A 20,814-nucleotide genomic window follows, 5' to 3' on the forward strand; every position below is an offset into this window, starting at 1 on the left:
AAAATATAATTTGTTATATTTATTATATTTGTTTGACAATTAAAGTGGAATTACGTATAGTAAGAATTAAGTGAATATTTTCTTATCCAGAGAGGTGGAGGGACTGGCCCGATGAAACCCAGCAACCGCGATGCAGGTGCTAATTCCAGCAGAACATATTTGTTCTGGGAGATAAGACGAAGATATATACGTAACTTCTTCTTATCGGAGAGGTTTTTTTATTGCAAAAAAACCGATTACGAAAATTTATATTAAGAAGAAAGGGGTTGCGCATTACTGTGACACTCGAAAAATACGTAAAACTGCGTAGTACAGTTTATGAATATATGATAGAGCAAGATAAGCCGATATCATTGTTAGATATTCAAGAACATATCGTTTCGCATCATGAAGGAAAATTCACGAAAAAGATGTTGCATCAATTTTATTTATCAAGATTATTAGACGAACTAAAACTGGATGGGAAAATTACATTAGCTGATGAATATCTCTATGCTGAAAAAGGGGTATTGTATAAGGCGAGAAAAGGGAGCTAAGCTCTCTTTTTTTCTTAAAATAACGGAGTATGTAGAGTAAAAGACTGCTAAAGCAGCCTGATACAGGGAATGGTGTTGAGTGTGTAGTGTCAAAAATTGAATGTGCCTGAAAGAGGCAATTCATATCGGCTGCAAATGAAAAGAGACACCTTCGCCGAATAGGTGTCAGTCGTTTTGTCATATAGACTTGCTATTTGACGGTTATTAGAATAACATACAGGATTTTTGAAGTCAAAAGGGAATTAAAGGAAGGGGTACAATTATGTACGCTTACTTATTAAAAGATATAACGAAATGGATCCCAAAGTACATTGTAGATAAGGGATATGAATATTATGAAGATGGACATGTAGAAGATGTTGAAATACATGATAAAAAAGTGTTTGCTTTCGTTACTGGAAATGCCGGAAATTATGAAGTAGTTATCGATCTCGAAGATTTTTCAGAAAGTAGCTGCGAATGTCCATATGAGAATCTTTGTAAGCATATGGCGGCAGTTGTTTATGATATTCAAGGTGCTGGTGAGAGTGCAGTTAAAGAGAAACTGAAAGATTTAGAAAAAGAAGAATTACTTATATTATTGAATCGATTATTGCAAAGTTCGAAAAACGTGCAAATTGTAGAGAAGATGTTAAAGAAGGAGAAACTTTAACGTATAGAGGGAGTTGTTATGTAGTGAACGTACTAATTGTATACGCTCATCCTAATCCTTCAAGTTTTAACGCGGCGATTTTCAATCATGTGCAAAAAGGACTACCGGAAACAAATCATTCAGTTACGCTGCTTGATTTATACAAAGAACAATTTGATCCAGTCCTCGTATTTAATGAAGAGAAGAAAAGACGTGATTTAGTAAATGAAGAAGAAACAGCTCGGTACAGAACGTTAGTAGAAGAAGTAGATACACTTTTATTCATCTATCCAATATGGTGGTGGGGGATGCCAGCAATTTTAAAAGGATTTATCGATCGTATTTTCGTAGCTGGATTTGCTTATAAATATGAAGGGGCTCTGGCGAAAGGCTTATTGAAAGGTAAGAAGGCGTGGGTGATTAATACGCTAGATTCACCGTTATGGTACGTCGCATTATTATATCGATCAGCAGATTGGATTATGATGAAGAGAGGTGTTTTACGTTTTTGTGGCATTCGCGATATAAAACGTTCAGTGTTTCAATCTGTGAAAACGAGTAAAGTATCAAAGCGTGAAAAATGGTTATTACAAATAGAAGAAAAGGCTCGTACATTATGAATGAAGTCGACCGTATTATAAACTGTGTTCAGTATGACGGCGAACTTTTTCGGAAGTATGTTACGCGTTTACTTCAATTGAAAAAATGTAGCGAAACATTTCAGCAAATTCAAATAGAGTTAAGAAATGATTATTTAATAAGAGGAATTTGTGAAAGAGAAGTAGATGAGATAGTACGGGGAAGTAAAGAATATGAAACATATTTTCTTCCTAAAGCGTTACAGTGGAATTTTTTGAGTGAACATCCACACTTAATCGGAAAAATTTGCGAAGATTTTTTTGCATTTGAGTCATTACATCTTACGGAGATAGAGTGGGAGAAGATTATAAATTGCATGGGAAATAAGTGATTTATTATGTAAAAAAGCTAGTATAAAACTAGCTTTTCGTTTAAATAAATAAGAAGCATAGACTAATGATAAAACCCGCATATAGTAAGTTCACAACACAAAATCCCATAATGTCACGAGCACCTAAACCAGCTATCGCTAATGCTGGTAATGCCCAGAAAGGTTGAATTAAATTCGTCCAAGCATCGCCCCATGCAATTGCCATTGCTGTTTTTGCAGCAGGTACACCAAGTTCAGCGCCAGCTGGAATCATAATTGGTGCTTGCACAGCCCATTGACCGCCGCCAGATGGAACGAAAATGTTAACAATGCCAGCACTTAAAAATGTAAAGAGCGGAAAAGTCGTTTCATTTGAAATGCTAATAAAGAAATTAGAAATAGCTCCTCCAAGTGAAAGTCCTTCACTATTTGCTCCAATCATCATGCCCATAATTCCTGCGTAAAACGGAAATTGAAGTAAAATGCCAGAAGCACTTTTCGTAGAGTCTGAAAAAGCGCGAATATACTGAATCGGAGTACGGTGGAAAATAAGACCTGCAATTAATAACATAAAAATCACGATATCGAGAGTAAGGTTAAAACCTTTCGTATAAAAGTAATTGAAAATATAAATGAGACCTAACAATCCAACGCAAAGTGTAATAATAATGCTATTTTCCATCTTTTCAGCGAACGTATTTTTTTCTACTTCTTGAGCAGCAGCTTCTTCATGGAACACGCTAGGATCTACTATAATCGTATGTTTTTCATCTGGATGCATCGCTTTATTAATGAGAGGCATCGTAACGAGAAAAATAATAACTGGAACGAGAGCGTATGGTGAGAATAACGTTTCTGTTATTGGAATCGCCTCTTTAATACTTCCAGCAGTCGTTTTAATTAACGTTTCACCGCCTGTTGCTAACGTAAGAGGGATAGAGGCAGAAAGACCGGCATGCCAAATGAGAAACCCAGAGTAAGAAGAGGCGATTGCTAGTCTATAATCTAATCTGTCCAGCTGCCTTGCCACTTCTTTTGCGTATAAAACAGATACAACAATTCCAAAGCCCCAGTTTATGTATGCACCAAGTAAACTTACAATTGAAATGGCAATAATGCCTTGTCCATTCGTTTTTGGTAGTCTGGCAGCTTTCGTTAATCCCTTTTTAATAAGAGGAGCATTTGCTAAAGCAGATCCAGTCACGAGTACAAGTGCCATTTGCATAGAAAAGGCGAGGAGTCCCCAAATTCCATTACCCCAGTGATTAATCATTTCTACAGGGGTTTGGTGAGTCGCAAACATACCAAAGAAGATAACAAAAACAGTTAGTAAACATGATAAAATAAACGGTTCTGGCAAGAAGCGTTGCACTAAGGCGACGCAACCATTTGTAAAGGAACGAAACAAAATAGATCAACCTCCTTATGTATATGTATTACAATTATTCGAGGTTGTTTAGGAGATAACCTTCAAAGTAAAGAAAATTCAGATATTTACAGAGTGGTAATTTATTGATAGATTGATATAGAGCCTCGTATCAAATTCTGCTTTTAATATACTAGAAGAAAAACGGTTGGAAATGGGGTAGCACTTATAGGGATAGTATAGAGAAAGGTTACTAGCTGGCTTCAAAGCAACTGTTGCAAAGGGAGAGGAGATTCAATACAATAGTGTTGCATTACATGAGAAATATGTTTTAGCACAAATCTAGCTAAAAATGTTTATACAAATACATTTAAAATTGATGGGGGAATTATGATCAAAAGTTTTTATCTTTTAAAGCCTAAAATGTTTACGGCAGATATATATTATAAAGTTTTTATTACAGGTGACTGTATATATTTTATAAAGATTGGCGGACAGTTTCATAGCCGACATGCTTATAAAAAACAATTACCTGGTATTTCAGAGCTATTGTTTTTGTTTTGGTTCAAAAAAATTGAGAAAAAACAATTAAACTTAGAAACTGAAATAGATGCAAAAATACATACTGGCGATGTACATGAACTCTTGCAATTAAAGAATAACTTTTCAATTGAAATAAATATAATTGAAGAGGTACTATTAAATAAACGAGGAACGTTTCATACAGGTTTTAATGATAATGGAACGATTTCCTTCATGTTAAAAAATGGTCAAAAAATAAAGTTCATCATCCCGGAAGAAACTTTATTTTCATCTATAGAAGAAATTTTCGACCAATATGAACAGACAATCTTTGTAAGGGAAGTGTTTTAATACATTCTCCAAAAGATGTGGGTGTATTAGTTAAACGCTCAATTAAAATTGTAAACTGCTTATAAAATTTTCGATAGGTGTATTTTAGGTAATTGTTTTTTCGATATTTTCTAATAACGAAAAGATAATTGGTATAGTAGTGTAAATAATGTACTGTAATGAAAAAGCTTCCACTACTGTGGAAGCTTTTCTAAATGATGTGCAATATCAATATACATATTTGAGTAAACCGAATGTATTTCATTACTTGGCGTTGCGTTAGAAGAGAAATGAACGATTACCATATTTGTTTTCGGATCGATGTAAAGTGTTTGTCCGTAACTACCTAACACTTCGAAAGCACCTTGTTCATTGTGCGGAATCCACCATTGATTATGATAAGAAATGGAAGCTCCAGGGGCAATTGCAAGTTCACCTTCTTGGACATTTTTTATATCTTTAGTAATAGAAGAAGGGAGAATTTGTTTTCCGTTATATTCCCCGTTGTTTAATAGTAATTGCCCGAATCTCGCCATATCTCTAGCAGTTGCATTTAATCCAGCACTAGCTTGTTCTACTTTTGTTTCATCTGTAACGTAATACGCGTTTTCTTCCATACCAATTTGAGACCAAATTCGTTCGCTTACATTTTCAGCTAGTGATTTACCAGTAATAGTTCTAATAATCCAAGCGAGCGTTTCTGTTGATCCGTTATTGTAAGAAAAGGCAGAACCAGGCGGTGCCGTTTCTTCGGCTTCTCGTAACATATCATAAATTTTCATCGGACCGTCGTAATTTTTGCCGCGGGGTAAAATATTGCTAGCTAAATATAATTGTGCATCTTGATTTTCTAGCCCAGGCTGCTCATATCCGTGGGTCGGGTATTCTGCTGACACTTGCATGTCCATTAATTGCTGAAGTGTGGCATTACCGAACGGTGTGTTTTTTAATTCTTTTATGTAAGTGTCAGCTGTTTTCTCTAAATCGATACGATTCTCTTCAGCGAGAGATTGTATAATTGCCCCGGTAAAGACTTTTGCTAATGATGCCATACCATGAGGTTCATTCTGTTTATACCCATTGAAATATCGTTCGTAAACAAGTTGTCCATTATGTACAACGACAAAAGCATCTGTTTTGTTATCATCTAAAAGTTTTTTTAGAGGAGTTGTATTTCCAAATCTACGCTCCACAGCAAAATCGTCTAAGTTTTGCAACGCGGAAGGGAAGTGAGCAATTTGGTCAGGATTGTTTTTTACGTTATTAACTAAAGTGAATTCTTTCATATGGGTATATGACCAACGTAAGTAAGGGTCATTTAACCAGTTTTCTTTTGTCACATTATGTTTTGATGGGGTCGTTTTATTTTGTTTGAAGTAAGTAAACCCAAGCCCTGTAATTACAAATATGAATGTTAGTATAAGTAAGAGTAGGGGAGATTTTTTTAGTTTCATATATGGCCCTCCTTTTTATTTCTACTATAAGTATACGCTCGTCTTGAAAGAAATACAAAATAAGGAAAGTAAACGGGGAAGTTTACTTTCCTTATTAACGTTAAGCGGAAATTTTTCCGTCTGTAGGTTGTTTCTTGAATTTTTGTTTTCGTCCGTGTAATCCATAATATAAAAGTAAAGTGAACGCAACGATAATAGCTGCGATAAAATACATATTATGATAACTGGATTTCGCTGCGACAATACCTAAAATGAAAGAACCAAAGCCAATACCACTATCAAAGAATGAGAAATACGTAGCTGTCGCAGAACCACGTCTATGGTTTGGAGCGGCAGAAATCGCAATCGTTTGGAAACTCGGAATTAATGTTCCGTAACCTAAACCGATTAGCATACCTGCGCCAAGGAACCAAAATGAAGTTTGTGCTTGGCTTAATATGAACATTCCGATTGTGAAAATAATGATAGCAGGGTAAACGAGTACATTTTCACCGAAGCGATCAAAAATCTTTCCTGTAAATGGACGAGAAATGACAACAACAAGTGCGTATAAAATAAAGAAGTAACTTGCAATTTCACTTAAACCGAGTTCTTTCGCATAAATAGGAATAAAGGATAAAATACCACTATAAGAAAAGGCTAAAACAAATCCTGTAAGTGCAATTGGAATAGAAGATGGTTCGATTAAGTCTTTCCATTTCATTTTTTCACGTTTTTGTTTGGTAACAGGTGCTTCGTGTGGAATATCTACAAGTAGTCCTAATAAAAATGCAAGTAATGAAAATACGGAACAAACGATAAATAACACAGTAAACGAAAAATGAGAAATAATTGTTAAACCTAAAAAAGGACCAATTACCATCGGCAGACTCATAAATACGCCGAAATATGCAAGTGCTTCGCCTCGTCGATGAGCTGGCGCAACATCAGTTACGATCGTACCAGTAGCTGTCGTTGCCATCCCGAACCCAATACCGTGTAAGAAGCGAAGGGCAAGTAATAAGAATAAACTTTGCGCACCGAAATACATAACAGTAGCGGCTAAAAATAATGAAAGTGAAATAAATAATATTTTCTTTCTTCCTAAATCATCGAGCCATTTTCCTGTGAATGGTCTACATAAAACAGAAGAAATAAGAAACACAGTTGCAACTAAACCAATTTCCTCAGGTTTTCCTTTTAGGCCGTCTATTACATAGACAGGCAGAGTAGTCATAAGCATGTAAAATGTTAAGAAGAGAAATAGACTACTAAAACAAGTTCCGAGGAAATCCTTCGTCCAAAGTTTCTCACTTTGCATCGTCATCCCTCCAATTTAATCTAAATTTTTAATAATTTGTTGTAACACTTGAAATGCTTGATGTAAATCATCTTCGTTAATACCTTCTAGCGTTTTTTCTTCGAAAGTATCAACTTCTTCTTGCCATATTGGAATCATCTTTATCGCTGTTTCGGATAAAGAAATGAGCTTCTCACGGCGATCTTTACCTTCTGTACGAATAATCCATCCCATCGTTTCCATACGTGTTAACGTACGAGTCATCGTTGGTGATTCAACATTTAAATATTGGCACAATTCTGTTTGCGTACAAGAACCAGTTTGATTAATGCGGAAAATAACAGCCCATTGCGCACTAAATAACCCTGTTGGAGATACACGTTCATTAAATTTCTTCGTAAACTTTCGAGAAGTCTGGCTGACGATGTGAAAAAAATGTTGTTTTTCGTCCATGTATTTTGATCCTTTCAAATTAGTTACCTAGCTAACTATATACTTTTTTATAATAATTGTCTAGTAATAGACATGTTGATTTATGTAAAAAATTCTTATAGCTTTTATGTTGCGAACGTACATTCTACGTGCTATTCTTTAATTAAGTAAAGAATTTTCTTTCTATTAAATAGAATGGGGGAACTTGTGATGATTAAGCCTGCAACAATGGAGTTTGTTTCACTATCGAACGGAGAAACGATTGCATATCAGGAAGTTGGAAGGCGAAATACAGATATTCTTGTACTCATTCACGGGAACATGACATCGTCACAACATTGGGATTTAGTTATTGAAAAGTTGCAAGATCAATACCATATTTACGCTCTTGATTTAAGAGGGTTTGGACAATCAACGTATAATCAATCGATAGATTCATTACAAGACTTTGCAGACGATGTAAAATTATTTATCGACGAGTTAAAACTAGAGAAATTCTCATTAATGGGCTGGTCAATGGGCGGTGGCGTTGCGATGCAATTTACAGCGAATCACCCAACTTTTGTAGAAAAGTTAATTTTAGTAGAATCAGTAGGAATGAAAGGTTACCCAATCTTTAAAAAAGATACGAATGGGCAGCCGATTGTATCAAGTTTAGTAAAGACGAAAGAAGAAATTGCGCAAGATCCAGTACAAATTGCTCCAGTATTAGACGCGATAAAAAATATGAACAAACTATATTACCGTACAGTATGGAATCTATTAATATATACACATAATCAACCTGAACCGGACCGTTATGAAAAGTATTTAGATGATATGTTAACGCAACGTAATTTCGTAGATGTGAATTATGCGCTCATTACATTTAATATTTCAGATGAACATAATGGGGTTGTAGAGGGAAGTAAACAAATTCATCGTATTAAAGCGCCAACACTCGTCATACAAGGCGATAGAGATTATGTCGTTCCGCAAGTAGTCGGTGAGGAATTAGCGAAACATTTGCCAAATGCAGAGTTGAAGGTATTAGAAGATTGCGGACACTCGCCGTTTATTGATTGTTTAGATGTATTTATAAAACATGTAGAGAATTGGTTAGAACAGAAATAATCCCCGAAATGAACAGTATTGCATATACTATAACATTTGTATGTTAAAGGGGAGATTATCAATGCATCAACCATTTTTCATCGCTTATTCGCCATATAATCATTACGCATATACAAAAATGATGATAAAACCGCTGTATATGCAAGTTTCGCCAGCTGTAGTTCCTTTACAAATGCAATATCCGCAGCCACCAATCGCTAACGCACAGCAATACTTATATGAAACTGCTTTTTATAAACATCCATACTTTAAGCAATTTCATAACAATGTGAAAGCACAAGTTTGGGAAGGATAAGGTAACAAGCTAAAAGATTCATTCTTTTAGCTTGTTTTTTATTGCGAATATTCGTACACGCATTTGCAGAAACAGTTTATAATGAAAAGTGGAAGCGTGAGAAGGAGAGGGAAAGGGATGTCAATGCGTTTTACTTTTTGGATTATGGTTGGGATTGTAGCAATCTCGGGTTTATCACAAGGAATGCTCTTACCTGCCATTGCAATGATTTTTGAACAAGAAGGGGTTAGTTCAAGTATTAATGGTATTCATGCGACGGCATTGTACATTGGGATATTAGTCATTTCGCCGTTTCTTGAAAAACCGATGCAAAGGTTTGGAATGAAGCCGATTATTGTTATAGGTGGGTTTCTCGTTATTATTTCATTATTCTTTTTTACACAAACATTTTCGTTTTGGGTATGGTTTATCCTTAGATTTCTAGTTGGAGTCGGAGATCATATGCTTCATGTCGGAACACAAACGTGGATCACGACAACATCAGACCCAAGTAAAATAGGGAGACAAGTATCGATATACGGTGTATTCTTCGGAATTGGTTTTGCCGTTGGCCCGTATTTAGCAAGCACTGTGCAGTACGGTCTTGCAACGCCATTTATTATATCTACTATACTTTGTCTAATAGGTTGGCTTTTACTACTTCCAACAAAAAATGCATTCCCAGCGCAAGATGAAAGAGAAGCGAAGAGTGAATCATCATTTTCTCGTTATAAACAAGTTGTTGGATTAGGATGGATTGCACTGCTAGGACCACTTGCATATGGCGTACTTGAAGCAATGCTAAACAGTAACTTACCAGTATACGCACTTCGTAAAGGGTGGTCTGTTTCAGATGTATCCTTCTTATTACCAGCATTTGCCGTTGGGGGTATTATTACACAAATTCCGCTCGGTATATTGAGTGATAAATACGGAAGGGACCGTATATTAACGTGGACGTTTAGCATAAGTACGGGCATTTTTCTACTTGCCGCCGTATTTGATCAATATTACTGGATCGTCTTTGCCTGCATGCTTTTAGCGGGTATGGTTATTGGATCGTGCTTCTCTTTAGGGCTTGGATTTATGACTGATTTATTACCGAGACATTTACTACCGGCAGGTAATATATTATCCGGAATCGCTTTTAGTTTAGGAAGTATTATGGGACCTGTATTAGGCGGCGTATTTATAGAAAAAATACAGTATACAAGCTTTTTTATTGCGGTTATGATTATAATGGGAATTCTCGCAATGTTATATATGGTCTACATGAAAAATCAATTTGCATCAAGAAAAATAGAAAGTAGGTTAGGGCATGACAAAACAACCTAATAAAAAGAAATTTGAAGTACTTGAAAATGAAACAATTACAGACTGCTTAGCACGTATGGAACAAGAAGGCTACGCTCCGTCTCGTCGTATGGAAGAGCCAATCTTTCATGAAGTAAAAAAAGACGGCAAAACAGTAGTTGAACCGTGCGGTAGGAAGATTGTTTTTGAAGGGAAATTGAAGTAATCCAATAACAAATTCTCTTTATAGTATAGAGCCATCCAATAGTTGGGTGGCTTGTTTTTTTATTAATCAATGCAGGAATTGAATAGAATGAATCTCTCGTTCATTTCTCCTAATGGGCTTCTTTATATGGGACAAAAGATTGCTACTTTTTTCGTATATTGGTAAAATAAGTTCTTGGGTCTTACTTATTGTTATCGGTATAATGTTTGTCGCTTGAATGAAAGAAATTAGTTACAAAAATTTCGCACTATGTAAAGGGGTACAGCAACGATCCCTTTTTTGGAGGCACTTTAAACATAAAGCGAGAGAAGAGGCTATATGAACGATTCTCCTATCTTGTTTAAATATTAAACGAGTTATTGCAATTGGAATAGGTATATCAAACTAGTCGACATCCTGATGGATCATCTTTTTCTAGTAACCTATCACTTCTGATGGAATCGATAGATTGCTAGAAAGCGGAAAACAATTATTAGTATATTCCGAAGCAGGTGTAACAGAGTGTCCTTCCATAATTAAGGGTAAAACCAAAATACGTTGTTTTAAAGAATGATTTGTTAGAACTGGTTATAAGGAATAAAACAGAAAAGAGGATCACATGTTAGATACTTTACAGAGAAGTAAAAAGTTTTTTTTAGTATGTCTTATTTTTTTAGTGCTTTTAACCGCTTGTGGTAATACAGATGTTAAGACGTCTAAAGCTTCATTACCACCGGCTGAATCCAATATAGATACATCATTAAAAGCACCGAATTGGGTAGAGAAAAGTCCTATCCAACAGTCTCCTAATTTTACGGAAGATAAAAAAGTACAATCGGTTGTGAATTTAATAGCTACGGGTGATAATTTATATCATGACGCAGTAATTAAAGATGGCAAACAAAAAGACGGTTCATATGATTATAATTATATTTATGAAAATATCAAAAAAGCTGTTAAATCAAGTGATCTTGCTATAGTGAACCAGGAGACTCCGATTGCCGGAAATAATTTAAAAGTACAGGGATATCCGACTTTCAATACACCTGAAGAAGTAGGCCAATCTTTAGTGGACACTGGATTCAATATAGTGACGCAAGCGACAAATCACGCTATGGATATGGGTATTAAAGGTGTTGCGAATACAAGAGAATACTGGAAGAAATATCCGGATGTTATCCCGGTAGGTATTAATGAGAGTCAAAACGAGCGTAATGAAATAAAAACGATTACAAAAAATGGTATTCGTTTTGCGTTACTCAATTATACATATGGTACGAATGGAATTAAAATTCCAGCTGATAAGTCTTGGGCTTTAAATTTAATTGATAAAAAAGCGATACAAAATGATGTGGAAAAGGCAAAGAGTAGCTCTGATATGGTGATTGTTATGGTGCATTGGGGAGTAGAATATACCTCAACACCTTCAAAGCAACAAAAAGAAGTTGCTCAATATTTAACAGATTTAGGTGTAGATGTAGTAATTGGAAATCATCCACATGTAATTCAACCAATTGAGTGGAAACAAAATAAAGATGGACATGAAACGCTAATCTATTATTCTCTTGGAAATCTTATTTCTGCGCAAGAAAAACTAGAAACATTGGTTGGAGGATTATCTTATGTACAATTTGTTAAGTATGAAGATAAAACTTTTGGTATACGACAAGCGGCAATCGTACCGACAGTAACCGACTATGCTGATGGTAAGAAACAATTTAAAATTCAATTTTTAAAAGATTATTCGGATGAAAATTCTAAAAAACATGGAATTAAAAAATTTGTCGGCCCCGTTTCTTTGAAGGATTTCAAGGAGATTCCTAGAGACGTGTTGGGAAATTGGTATAAAGACTAATAAACAAAAAGGGAATGAGATACAATTAAAAAATTTATAATTTTAGCATTGGTATTAGCAATGGGATGGAGTCTTGCTGCTTGTAGTGGAAAGCAAACATCTCAGGCAACTACTAATAATAACGATAAAAATAAAAATGAAATACATGCGAAGAAAAAAGATGTTTTACCTATCTCTGATGTTAATGATTGGAGAATTATCCTTGTAAATAGAGAGCATATGTTATCAAAGGAACTAGGAATTGAATTAACAAGTATCACCCAAAATGCGAAGCCAAATATGAAAATAGATAGTAGAATTGCAACTTCCTATCAGGATATGGTAGCAGCTGCAAAAAAAGAGGGAATCAATCTTTATTTAAGATCAGGTTATCGAGCTATAAAATTACAACAAACTTATTATGATGCTTCAGTTAAAAGCTATAAATCTCAAGGCTTGTCGGATAAAGAGGCTAGTGCTAAGGCATTGGAATATCTTCAGTATCCTGGTGCAAGTGAACATCATACTGGATTAGCGTTAGACATTATTTCAGTTGAATGGCAAAATACTGTAGAAGATTTAAATGCAAAATTTGAAACTACCGATGCATTCAAATGGTTAGATAAGAATGCTGCAGAATATGGATTTACTCTCCGCTATCCAAAAGATAAAGAGAATATTACTGGCATTAAGTATGAGCCATGGCACTATCGTTATGTAGGAAAAGAAGTTGCTGTTTATCTAAAAGAAAAAGGGTTAACTTTAGAAGAATATAACGAAAAAATTAAGTCTGGTAAGTAAAAATATGCTTTAATTTTATTAAACATTATGCACTGCTACAGGAAAAGGTGAATCTGAGGATGTGTTAACCTTCCGCCTAGTATTGTAAAAACTGAGTATGATAATTTGAGCACGTATGAACCAGTTATCGTGTAAAAAGATGTATGTATTAAGAAATTAAAGTTAAGGATCTGATATTCATATCAGATCCTTTTTCTATCGTTCTTTTAAGAGCGACTGAGCCAAAATATTGGAATGAATATAAAAATAAAACAGCCCAAGGAATAGTAAAACGAATCCGGGAGTCTACTCGTACGCTTCATTGGGATTATCCAGAAATAGTTGTTGATGAAATAAGAAAGAATGGGTCTTACTCTCAAGCAAGAATTTAATATGAATGAATTGGATAAAAGGTAGTAATAAAAAACACTGCGCCTGGCAGTGTTTTTTATTATTTCTGCACATAAATACATTGTCATATTGATTAAAGTTTCACTTTATTGAAGAAAAATGCGAAAGCCATTCATAAAATATGGAAATGTTAAAATCCCTTTGATAAAATAGCAATATGTAAAAATAATTATTTGTTAATTCTTAATGTAATGAATATTCATGTTTAAATATACGAATTTAACTACATAGTTATTGTGCTAAAGGGGGAGAAAGATGTTAGATGAATTGTACAATGCTTTTTTAAATGCGTCTGGTTTTACAGAAAGTGCGAGGAAACGAGATCGGTATGATGATTTACATGATTATTTAAAAGATAAAGAAAGAGAGTTAAAGCAATTCATTCAAGAGGTTGAATCAGCGAAGAGAGATTATGAGAGTAAAAGTAATGGCTTAGAAGCTAATAAAATTCCGGCAGTTGAATTTGAACAAAAACGTCATGAAAAGGATGAAGACTTAAATACAGTATTATCCTATTTTAAAATTGCATTAAGCGATATTGGATCTGCAAAAAGTACAGCTTATGCAAAGTATTTGGAATATAAAGCGAAAGCAGAATCGGAGAAAGCGTCAGCATATGCCGCAGCGACCAAGGCTTTTGAAGAAAAGAAAAAGGAACTTGAAAATCTTATCCATTAAGCATACAAAGAATGTGGGGGAACTAACATGAGTGGTAAAGAGGTTGAAATTATAGGAAGTAACACTGCAAGTGCCATTTCTTACGCACAAAACATTGAAAATGGTATGAAGGATTCTTTAAACCAAGCGAAAGACTTAAAAGCATATGTCACAGGTGCGAAATGGAATGGAAAAACGAGAGATGCATTTTTAAGTTATCTTGATTTAATCATTCAATATAATTCAGAAATGGTAGAGGCATTTGAGGGGCATACGAAAGCTTTGAAAGAGTTAGATAAAAGCATCCAAACGTACGGAGATAGATCGGAAGTAAGAGCGATAAAACAACTGTGATGGAGAAACGAGGGATAAAAGAATGGGGAAAGAAATGAGTTTTGCACCTGCTGAATTATATGTTCTCGCAGGTGCAGCTGGGGTTACCGATATATTTGGATTGCCAAACCGTGACGCAATTATTTTACTTGATGCAGAATGTGTCACGAAAGCAACTACGAGTTTAAAAGAAAAAGGCCTACTTACAAGTGAAAATGGAATTACCCCTGCAGCTTTTCAAATAATTGAACTATTAAAGGAATATGAAAATTGTCATGAATACACGAGAATGAATAATGTATTAATTGGCTTTTTGAAAGAGGATAAAGACCGAGTGGCTGTATTAACGGAAATAGAGCCAAATAAAAAATACGAGATCGACTACATACCAAAGCCAGACGTATATTTTTCCTTATTAACACGCATCCCTTTCTTATTGAGAGAACCGAGGGAAATAGAAGATACATTTTTCTCAAAGAGAATGACAGAAGAAGAACAACAAACATTTGAGGAAAAAGATTTATCAAATAAAGACGTTATAGCGATAGAAACGTATACGAGGCCTCGAAGTAATAAAGGAGGAAAATGGGAATGTTTCTTATATTTTACTGAACGAGAAGATTTCGTTCAAATAGATGTAGATCGTAATCGATATGACTGGGTGAGCCTCTATGCGATTAATAAGAAATTGTATGACGTGTTAAAAATGCCATATAAAAAGTTAATTGACCCGAGACAATTCTCGTTAGGAGGTATTCAATAATGCAAGTATCAATGGGAGATAGTGGTTCTGGTGGTGGAGAAGAAGTATTAGTTAATTTTCAAGAACTACTTGATATAGTAATGAAGTTAGAAAATATATATAAAATCCATGTAGACGTCATTGGAACGAATATTGAGAGTTTATTAAGCTGTGATTTTTATCAAAAAGGTGAAGCGATGAGAGTAATTGAAAAATATCCTGATATATTACACAAAACACTAGAATTGGCTGAACACTATTCTAGGTCAGCGACAGTTGTAGGGAATGTATGTGTAGAAATGCTTGAAAAGGACGAACAATTACGTGAAATATTAAGTAAGTTGTAGAAATCACCATACGGCTGGGGGGATGAAAACGAGATGGATGTGAAATATAGACCTGAACCATGGCAAAACATGGGGGATGGTATGAATCGAATTACAAAAGATGCACTCATGAAATTACGGGAAGCAAATGAATCATTAAAAAGAATTGATGGAAGAATACGAGATTTAGACTCGGATGGTAGTATCCATTTTAATCCTAAAGATCAATCGCAAAAAATCGGGGAATTACTTGATAGTTATACGACATTACAAAAATATTGCGGAGAAGCAGGGCAATTAGTCTCTGAACATATAGATAAACCTTTTTTAGTAGAAATGGATAAATTCGCTCAAAAAATGAGAGATACATCTATTCTCAGTTTTGAAACAAATAACCGAATTGGCTCTACAACAACGACAGTATTACCAGGTGCGCATGCAGGCTACGGAAGTGTACCACAAACAATACAGAAGAAGAAAGATAAAATAACAGTAGAAGATATTTTTAGAGATTCACCTGCATTTGATAACGTACTGAGAGGGGAATACAAAGAACTAAAAAAACAAAATCCAGATGCAAAATTAAATTATGAAGAATACAAGAAAGTAGTCCCATCCACACGAGGATTTGAATACAAATCGATAGAAGATGAACAGAAAAAACTAGAAATGGTGCGAGACATAGGAATAGGCGTAGGGATCATCATCACAACAATCCTTTGTCCACCACTCGGGGCCGCTGCCGCAGTAGTATACGGAGGTGTACAAATAAAAAGTGGTATCGACGGAGAAGACTGGGGAACACACCGGAAATTGAGCCAAGAAGAGCGGGTAGGAAACATCATTTTTGGCGGATTAGATGCAATCCCAGTTGTTGGAGCGGTAGGAAAAGGAGTAAAAGCATTCAAAGGGACGAGTGAATTAGCTGATTTAGCCAAATTATTAAAATTCAAAGAAGGAATGCCTGGTTTTAATCCAAATTTGGGTGGAAATGTGGTACAATCGCTTAAGGAAAATAAGACTTTAAAAAATGCACTAGATGCTATGAAAAATACTCCTATTCCAGTAGCAGTTAGGACGGTGGATACTGGAATAGGAATGAAGCTTCCTTATATAGAATCTTCAACTGTTGGAGAAGTAGCTGGAAAGTTTTCAAAGGCAAGTACGGCAGCTAAGGATGACGCTTATCAACTTGCTAAGGGTAGTGGTGGTAGTAACGCAAACCCAAACAAAATTAAACTAACCCCGGAAAGAGAAAAATACTATCGAATAAAAATAGATGAAGCCAAAGCACGGGGGGATTACAAGGAAGCAGATAACATTAGGTATAATCGTCATTGTGAAGAAACAAAAGAGCCTTTAGAACGTAAAGAGTGGGATGTTAAGCGTGAAAATTTAAGGAAAAGTCAAGAGCGTGGAAGAGAAGAAGAAATAAAAGGAAGAAAAGCTTTGGGAGAACACCTAAATCGTACATTAGAGGACAATAACTCCGGCAAGGTTGTTACGTATACATCCAGTGAAGGGCATCTTACGCGTCCAGATAGTATAGGTCGTAATGCTAAGGATGAAATCGATTTAGTTCATGATCACAAACACAAAATAAGTGACAAAGAACACGTTATTCATAATGACAGTCAAATGCGAGCTGAAAGAGAGATGCTCGAAGATAAAAATGGAAGTCATATTGTGACAATATCAAGCGATAAACCCGATTTGAATGGGATTCCTCCTCATCCAAGACCAAGTGGGCCTTTGGGTAAGGATAGTGATGTTTACTACACTGATCCAAATAGCGGTAAAGTGACTCATAAATGGGAGAACAATACACGTTTACCTGGTGGAGGTAGGTGGAAAAAGCTGTGAATAAAAATTATTATGTGACTATATTTTTTAATATTAAGGGGGATATACATGAAACCAGATTTTTTCACAATTACAATGTATCCTACAGTATCTTTTAACGAAGAAGAATTATTAGGTCGTCTTTTGGATGTGTTTGAGTCAAATGAAAAATTTGCTCCTACTCATTGGGGCAACTGTGAAACGGTACGGGTAGAATATAACCGTCAGGAAATTCTGGAAAAAGTAGTTTCAGAGCGTATAGTATCAGAAGTTTACCTGTATCGTGATAAATCTGTGAACTACACAGGACGTTTTCAAGTTAACTGGAGCCATCGTTCATTTTTAGAGTTTGAGTTTCATAAATCAATACCTAAAAAATTATGGTCTGCTTTTTTTGAGTTATCTGATCAAATCGCAGAAGCTGCGAAACCAAGTTACGGAGTAACTCAAATTTTTTGGCCTTTATCATATCCGTGGAATACCGACCGTGAACGTTTACAGATGTGGATGGAAATATCTTCCCAGCCAATACCGGTTAGGTTTCTTCCTAACGGTCCCTTAGGGATAGGCGCTAGAACATACTTTAGTGGTCATATTTTAGAAATGTTTGATAAGGAATTATTACAAAATAGTCCAGCTGTGGTATCTGAGCTAGATTGGGGTGGGCTTTGTATTGATATTTTAAATAATCCATTAGGGAGTGATAGTGATACATTACTTGATAATTGGCTACAAGTAATGAAGTATTTGGAACCAGCACAAGTAATGGCTATACCAAGTTTTGATGAAGATCAAATGGGTGTAACTTATTCTCCAAATATTGCTTGGAAGGACTATCTGAAAAGCTAAATGAAAGGAGATCGTAATAATGAATGAGAATGGTAATGATAGAATAAGAGTCATGGAAATATTAAATAGATCTCAATACAATGATGAGGTTATAGATGGACTAGATATGAGTGATTTAGATCTTACTTTTTCAGATTTGTCAGAGGTGATGGCAGAGGGTATCATGGCAAAACAAGTCCATTTAAGAGCTTCTTCACTAATGAGAGCATCTTTTTTTGATTGTGATTTTGAGTTTGCTGATTTCAGGAGCTGTAATTTAGAGGAAATACATATTGCAGATTGTAGATTTGGTGAAGCTAATTTCTCTAAAGCCAATATGAAATATGCAAAGGTAAATATAAGTAGTTGTTTTGAAACATGTTTTGATGAAGTTGATTTTTCATATGGAGAATTAGTTGGAACGATATTAAATCATGCTACTTTTCGCCATGCAAATTTGGCAGGAATCAATGCGGAACAGGCTGATTGTACAGGAACAAATTTCAGCAACGCGAATCTTACAGAAGGTAACTTTGAAAAAGCATATTTAGAAGATGCTAATTTATCAGAAGTAAACGCTAGAAATGCAGATTTTACTGACGCAGATTTAACGGGAGCGACCCTTTTAAATGGTGATTTTACGGGCGCGAATTTTACCGGTGCTAAACTTGACAATGTAGTTTGGACAGGAGCAAAGGTAGAAGGAGCCAAATTTGATGAAAATGTGAAGGAACAAATCTTAAAAATGATTTAAATATGATGGGGATTATATACATTTGAGCACTCGAAAACCTATGATTGGTAGCGGGTGCTTTTTTCTTAGAGATATTAGAGATTGATAAATAAGTGAAAATCAATATAGATTATTTTTAAGGATTGTTAGATAGATTAAGTCGTGAAAATTATATAATTGAAAATACATTAGCAAAAGGTGTGGACTCCGTAACCCCATTCGTAAAAGGTGTAGAAATACTGCTAGATGGAAGTGTCGCTAGAACTGGAACGAACTATAGCGGGAAATTCCAAGAAGCCCATGATGCCTCAAAGGCGAGTATTCAGAGTAGGGTCTCGAATTTGGAGAGTGGTGGGGTTAAGGGTACGGGTAAGGTTGGTTACTAAGGATGTAGACAAAATTGATTATGGAGCTTATTTAAAAAAGAATATAGGAGATCCTCCAAAAGATATGTATGATCCGCATGCGCATCATATTGTATTTAAAAAGGGAAATGGAAAAGCCCAAAAAGAATTAGTTAAAGAGGGGCAAGAGATATTAAAGGAATATGATATTGATCCGATTTTAGGACTTGAAAATCTTGTTTGGGCTCCCAATAGGGTTAAAGGTCAGCATGGTATTGAAGCGCTTAGAAATGTTGTTGATAACCTAAAAAAAGTAAGAGATGCTGGTGGAGATAGAGATGATATATTAGAAATGCTTAATAAACTTGGAGATATTGCAAAAAGGAGGAAGTAATTAAGATGGATAGTAAGCAGGTTGCAAAAGAAATCAGGTCATCTATAAAAAATGGCAATGTTGAAGAGGTGGCTGAATTAATTGGTTCTAATAAAGAACTTTTAAATATGATGACACCTTTTGGGACATGGCTTCATGTTGCTGCTTCTAGAGGAAAGTTGGATATAGTAAAAAAACTAGTAGAACTTGGGTCAAATATAAATACGTTAGGTGGTGTATATGGTGGTGGAGCATTAAACGAAGCTGCTTCTGAAGGGCATATTGATATAGTAAGATATTTATTGTCATGTGGAGCTGATATGGACACAAGTGAGCCCGAAAGGAATCCATTGTTTGGTGCAATTAGTAATGAGCATGTTGATATTGCAAAACTGTTAATTGAGAGTGGGATAGATACAAAAGTTAAATATAGTGGTGAATCCATGAAAGATATAGATGCATTAACTTTTGCAAGGGAACAGGGTCAATTAGAAATTGTAAAGTTATTAGAGAACCAAAAAGAATTGAATACTACTATAACCGAAGTAAATGATAATAATCAAGATTATCATGATGAAATCTTAGAGCATGTAACTAAATACTTTGGAACTATCCAAAATACTATAATTGAGATTGTTCCTGGTAGTAAAGTTTCAGTCAATATCCATATAATTTCTCCGTCAATGAATAAAGATTTTGTAACTATGGTAACTACAGGTATGAGTGATGTACCTATGGGTTATTCAAATGAAGAAAGCGAGTTTAAATATGCAGAATTGTTATTGAAATTGCCTTCGAGTTGGGTAGTTGGGAAAGAGAATATGGAGGACAAAAACTATTATTGGCCTCTTGAATGGTTAAGGAAAGTAGCTCATATTCCACATATTTATGATGGATGGCTTGCTGAAGGAGTTATTCTTCCAAATGGAGAACCCCCACAACCATTTGCATCGAATACAAAATTATCATGTATAATGGTATGTCGTCCCAAAGAATTCGGACTAGATAGAGTTCAAGTTGAACAAGGAGATATAAATATTTATACACTTGTTCCTATTTATGAAGAAGAAAGAAATCTGGCGTTAGAAAAGGGTTATGAGTACCTACTTAAAAAAATGAATGAGAAAGGTATCTCAGATGTTTTAGATATAAACAGGGTAAATGTTGGTTTATAGTAAGAATTATAGATATTATTTAACGTAATAATGCTACGTTAGACAGGCCGAT

Annotated in this window: 23 protein-coding genes, 2 pseudogenes and 1 riboswitch; of the genes and pseudogenes, 21 read left to right on the top strand and 4 right to left on the bottom strand. The window is 35.1% G+C overall.

Going from position 1 to position 20,814, the window contains the following annotated elements; genetic code table 11:
* The first annotated feature begins 79 nt into the window (after positions 1-79).
* A riboswitch (SAM riboswitch) is annotated at positions 80-178 on the top strand.
* A gap of 100 nt (positions 179-278) precedes the next feature.
* The 4 genes from ACZDYH_RS24320 (at position 279) to ACZDYH_RS24335 (ending at position 2,137) form a co-directional block, all read left to right on the top strand.
* On the top strand, positions 279-536 hold the full coding sequence (locus ACZDYH_RS24320) for a hypothetical protein (protein ID WP_000171476.1): 258 nt from the start codon (positions 279-281) through the stop codon (positions 534-536).
* 262 nt (positions 537-798) lie between these two features.
* On the top strand, positions 799-1,188 hold the full coding sequence (locus ACZDYH_RS24325) for an SWIM zinc finger family protein (protein WP_000271521.1): 390 nt from the start codon (positions 799-801) through the stop codon (positions 1,186-1,188).
* A gap of 23 nt (positions 1,189-1,211) precedes the next feature.
* On the top strand, positions 1,212-1,787 hold the full coding sequence (locus ACZDYH_RS24330; RefSeq protein WP_098567184.1) for an NAD(P)H-dependent oxidoreductase: 576 nt from the start codon (positions 1,212-1,214) through the stop codon (positions 1,785-1,787).
* Positions 1,784-2,137: a group-specific protein gene (locus ACZDYH_RS24335; protein WP_141531398.1), complete on the top strand. Its 354-nt coding sequence runs from the start codon at positions 1,784-1,786 to the stop codon at positions 2,135-2,137. The genes ACZDYH_RS24330 and ACZDYH_RS24335 overlap by 4 nt, the downstream gene beginning before the upstream one ends.
* Positions 2,138-2,177: 40 nt before the next feature.
* Here the strand turns inward: ACZDYH_RS24335 and ACZDYH_RS24340 are convergent, their stop codons facing one another.
* A complete protein-coding gene (locus ACZDYH_RS24340; protein WP_434712385.1) occupies positions 2,178-3,524 on the bottom strand; it encodes a short-chain fatty acid transporter in 1,347 nt (448 codons plus the stop codon).
* Between the two features lie 348 nt (positions 3,525-3,872).
* Here ACZDYH_RS24340 and ACZDYH_RS24345 point away from each other — a divergent pair, with 348 nt between their 5' ends.
* Positions 3,873-4,355, top strand: coding sequence for a hypothetical protein (locus ACZDYH_RS24345; protein WP_000597307.1), 483 nt, complete (start codon positions 3,873-3,875; stop codon positions 4,353-4,355).
* A gap of 173 nt (positions 4,356-4,528) precedes the next feature.
* Here ACZDYH_RS24345 and ACZDYH_RS24350 read toward each other — a convergent pair whose 3' ends face one another.
* The 3 genes from ACZDYH_RS24350 to ACZDYH_RS24360 form a co-directional block, all read right to left on the bottom strand.
* Entirely contained in the window at positions 4,529-5,788 is a 1,260-nt protein-coding gene (locus ACZDYH_RS24350; protein WP_000768754.1) for a serine hydrolase domain-containing protein, read from the bottom strand.
* A 100-nt stretch (positions 5,789-5,888) separates the two neighbouring features.
* Positions 5,889-7,088 (bottom strand): MFS transporter, encoded by a 1,200-nt coding sequence (locus ACZDYH_RS24355; protein ID WP_434712382.1) that lies wholly within the window; start codon positions 7,086-7,088, stop codon positions 5,889-5,891.
* 15 nt (positions 7,089-7,103) lie between these two features.
* Complete coding sequence (locus tag ACZDYH_RS24360; protein ID WP_000343675.1) at positions 7,104-7,520, bottom strand: MarR family winged helix-turn-helix transcriptional regulator; 417 nt, start codon at positions 7,518-7,520, stop codon at positions 7,104-7,106.
* Between the two features lie 189 nt (positions 7,521-7,709).
* On the opposite strand from ACZDYH_RS24360, the gene phaZ reads away from it, so the two are divergent.
* From phaZ to ACZDYH_RS24440, 16 genes and pseudogenes are all read left to right on the top strand, one after another.
* Positions 7,710-8,612, top strand: a complete 903-nt coding sequence (gene phaZ, locus ACZDYH_RS24365) for an intracellular short-chain-length polyhydroxyalkanoate depolymerase (RefSeq protein WP_000594878.1) — start codon at positions 7,710-7,712, stop codon at positions 8,610-8,612.
* Between the two features lie 61 nt (positions 8,613-8,673).
* The gene (locus ACZDYH_RS24370; protein ID WP_000554159.1) at positions 8,674-8,907 is read left to right on the top strand and encodes a hypothetical protein; all 234 of its coding nucleotides are present in this window, start codon (positions 8,674-8,676) and stop codon (positions 8,905-8,907) included.
* 117 nt (positions 8,908-9,024) lie between these two features.
* Entirely contained in the window at positions 9,025-10,221 is a 1,197-nt protein-coding gene (locus ACZDYH_RS24375; protein WP_000062796.1) for an MFS transporter, read from the top strand.
* Positions 10,205-10,405 (top strand): NETI motif-containing protein, encoded by a 201-nt coding sequence (locus ACZDYH_RS24380; protein WP_000166303.1) that lies wholly within the window; start codon positions 10,205-10,207, stop codon positions 10,403-10,405. The genes ACZDYH_RS24375 and ACZDYH_RS24380 overlap by 17 nt, the downstream gene beginning before the upstream one ends.
* Positions 10,406-11,003: 598 nt before the next feature.
* Positions 11,004-12,239, top strand: coding sequence for a CapA family protein (locus tag ACZDYH_RS24385; protein ID WP_071739596.1), 1,236 nt, complete (start codon positions 11,004-11,006; stop codon positions 12,237-12,239).
* A gap of 48 nt (positions 12,240-12,287) precedes the next feature.
* Positions 12,288-13,019: a M15 family metallopeptidase gene (locus ACZDYH_RS24390; RefSeq protein WP_000241986.1), complete on the top strand. Its 732-nt coding sequence runs from the start codon at positions 12,288-12,290 to the stop codon at positions 13,017-13,019.
* Between the two features lie 645 nt (positions 13,020-13,664).
* On the top strand, positions 13,665-14,087 hold the full coding sequence (locus tag ACZDYH_RS24395; RefSeq protein WP_434712379.1) for a hypothetical protein: 423 nt from the start codon (positions 13,665-13,667) through the stop codon (positions 14,085-14,087).
* Between the two features lie 27 nt (positions 14,088-14,114).
* Positions 14,115-14,420: a WXG100 family type VII secretion target gene (locus ACZDYH_RS24400; protein ID WP_000014538.1), complete on the top strand. Its 306-nt coding sequence runs from the start codon at positions 14,115-14,117 to the stop codon at positions 14,418-14,420.
* A 22-nt stretch (positions 14,421-14,442) separates the two neighbouring features.
* The gene (locus ACZDYH_RS24405) at positions 14,443-15,162 is read left to right on the top strand and encodes a DUF5081 family protein (RefSeq protein WP_163092757.1); all 720 of its coding nucleotides are present in this window, start codon (positions 14,443-14,445) and stop codon (positions 15,160-15,162) included.
* Positions 15,162-15,488: a hypothetical protein gene (locus ACZDYH_RS24410; protein WP_001198201.1), complete on the top strand. Its 327-nt coding sequence runs from the start codon at positions 15,162-15,164 to the stop codon at positions 15,486-15,488. Before ACZDYH_RS24405 ends, ACZDYH_RS24410 begins: the two co-directional genes overlap by 1 nt.
* 33 nt (positions 15,489-15,521) lie before the next feature.
* Positions 15,522-16,683: pseudogene (locus tag ACZDYH_RS24415) on the top strand (ADP-ribosyltransferase); the annotation flags it as partial.
* Between the two features lie 695 nt (positions 16,684-17,378).
* Positions 17,379-18,158: a hypothetical protein gene (locus ACZDYH_RS24420; RefSeq protein WP_000801403.1), complete on the top strand. Its 780-nt coding sequence runs from the start codon at positions 17,379-17,381 to the stop codon at positions 18,156-18,158.
* A 19-nt stretch (positions 18,159-18,177) separates the two neighbouring features.
* Positions 18,178-18,891 carry a pentapeptide repeat-containing protein gene (locus ACZDYH_RS24425; RefSeq protein WP_001004769.1) on the top strand — a complete coding sequence of 238 codons (714 nt, stop codon included), beginning with the start codon at positions 18,178-18,180 and terminating at the stop codon, positions 18,889-18,891.
* A 122-nt stretch (positions 18,892-19,013) separates the two neighbouring features.
* Positions 19,014-19,244, top strand: a pseudogene (locus ACZDYH_RS24430) (hypothetical protein); the annotation flags it as partial.
* A 1-nt stretch (position 19,245) separates the two neighbouring features.
* On the top strand, positions 19,246-19,608 hold the full coding sequence (locus ACZDYH_RS24435; protein ID WP_434712375.1) for a hypothetical protein: 363 nt from the start codon (positions 19,246-19,248) through the stop codon (positions 19,606-19,608).
* A gap of 5 nt (positions 19,609-19,613) precedes the next feature.
* On the top strand, positions 19,614-20,762 hold the full coding sequence (locus tag ACZDYH_RS24440; RefSeq protein ID WP_000377532.1) for a suppressor of fused domain protein: 1,149 nt from the start codon (positions 19,614-19,616) through the stop codon (positions 20,760-20,762).
* The last annotated feature ends 52 nt before the right edge of the window (positions 20,763-20,814 follow it).

The organism is Bacillus sp. EB V-12 (assembly GCF_056158125.1).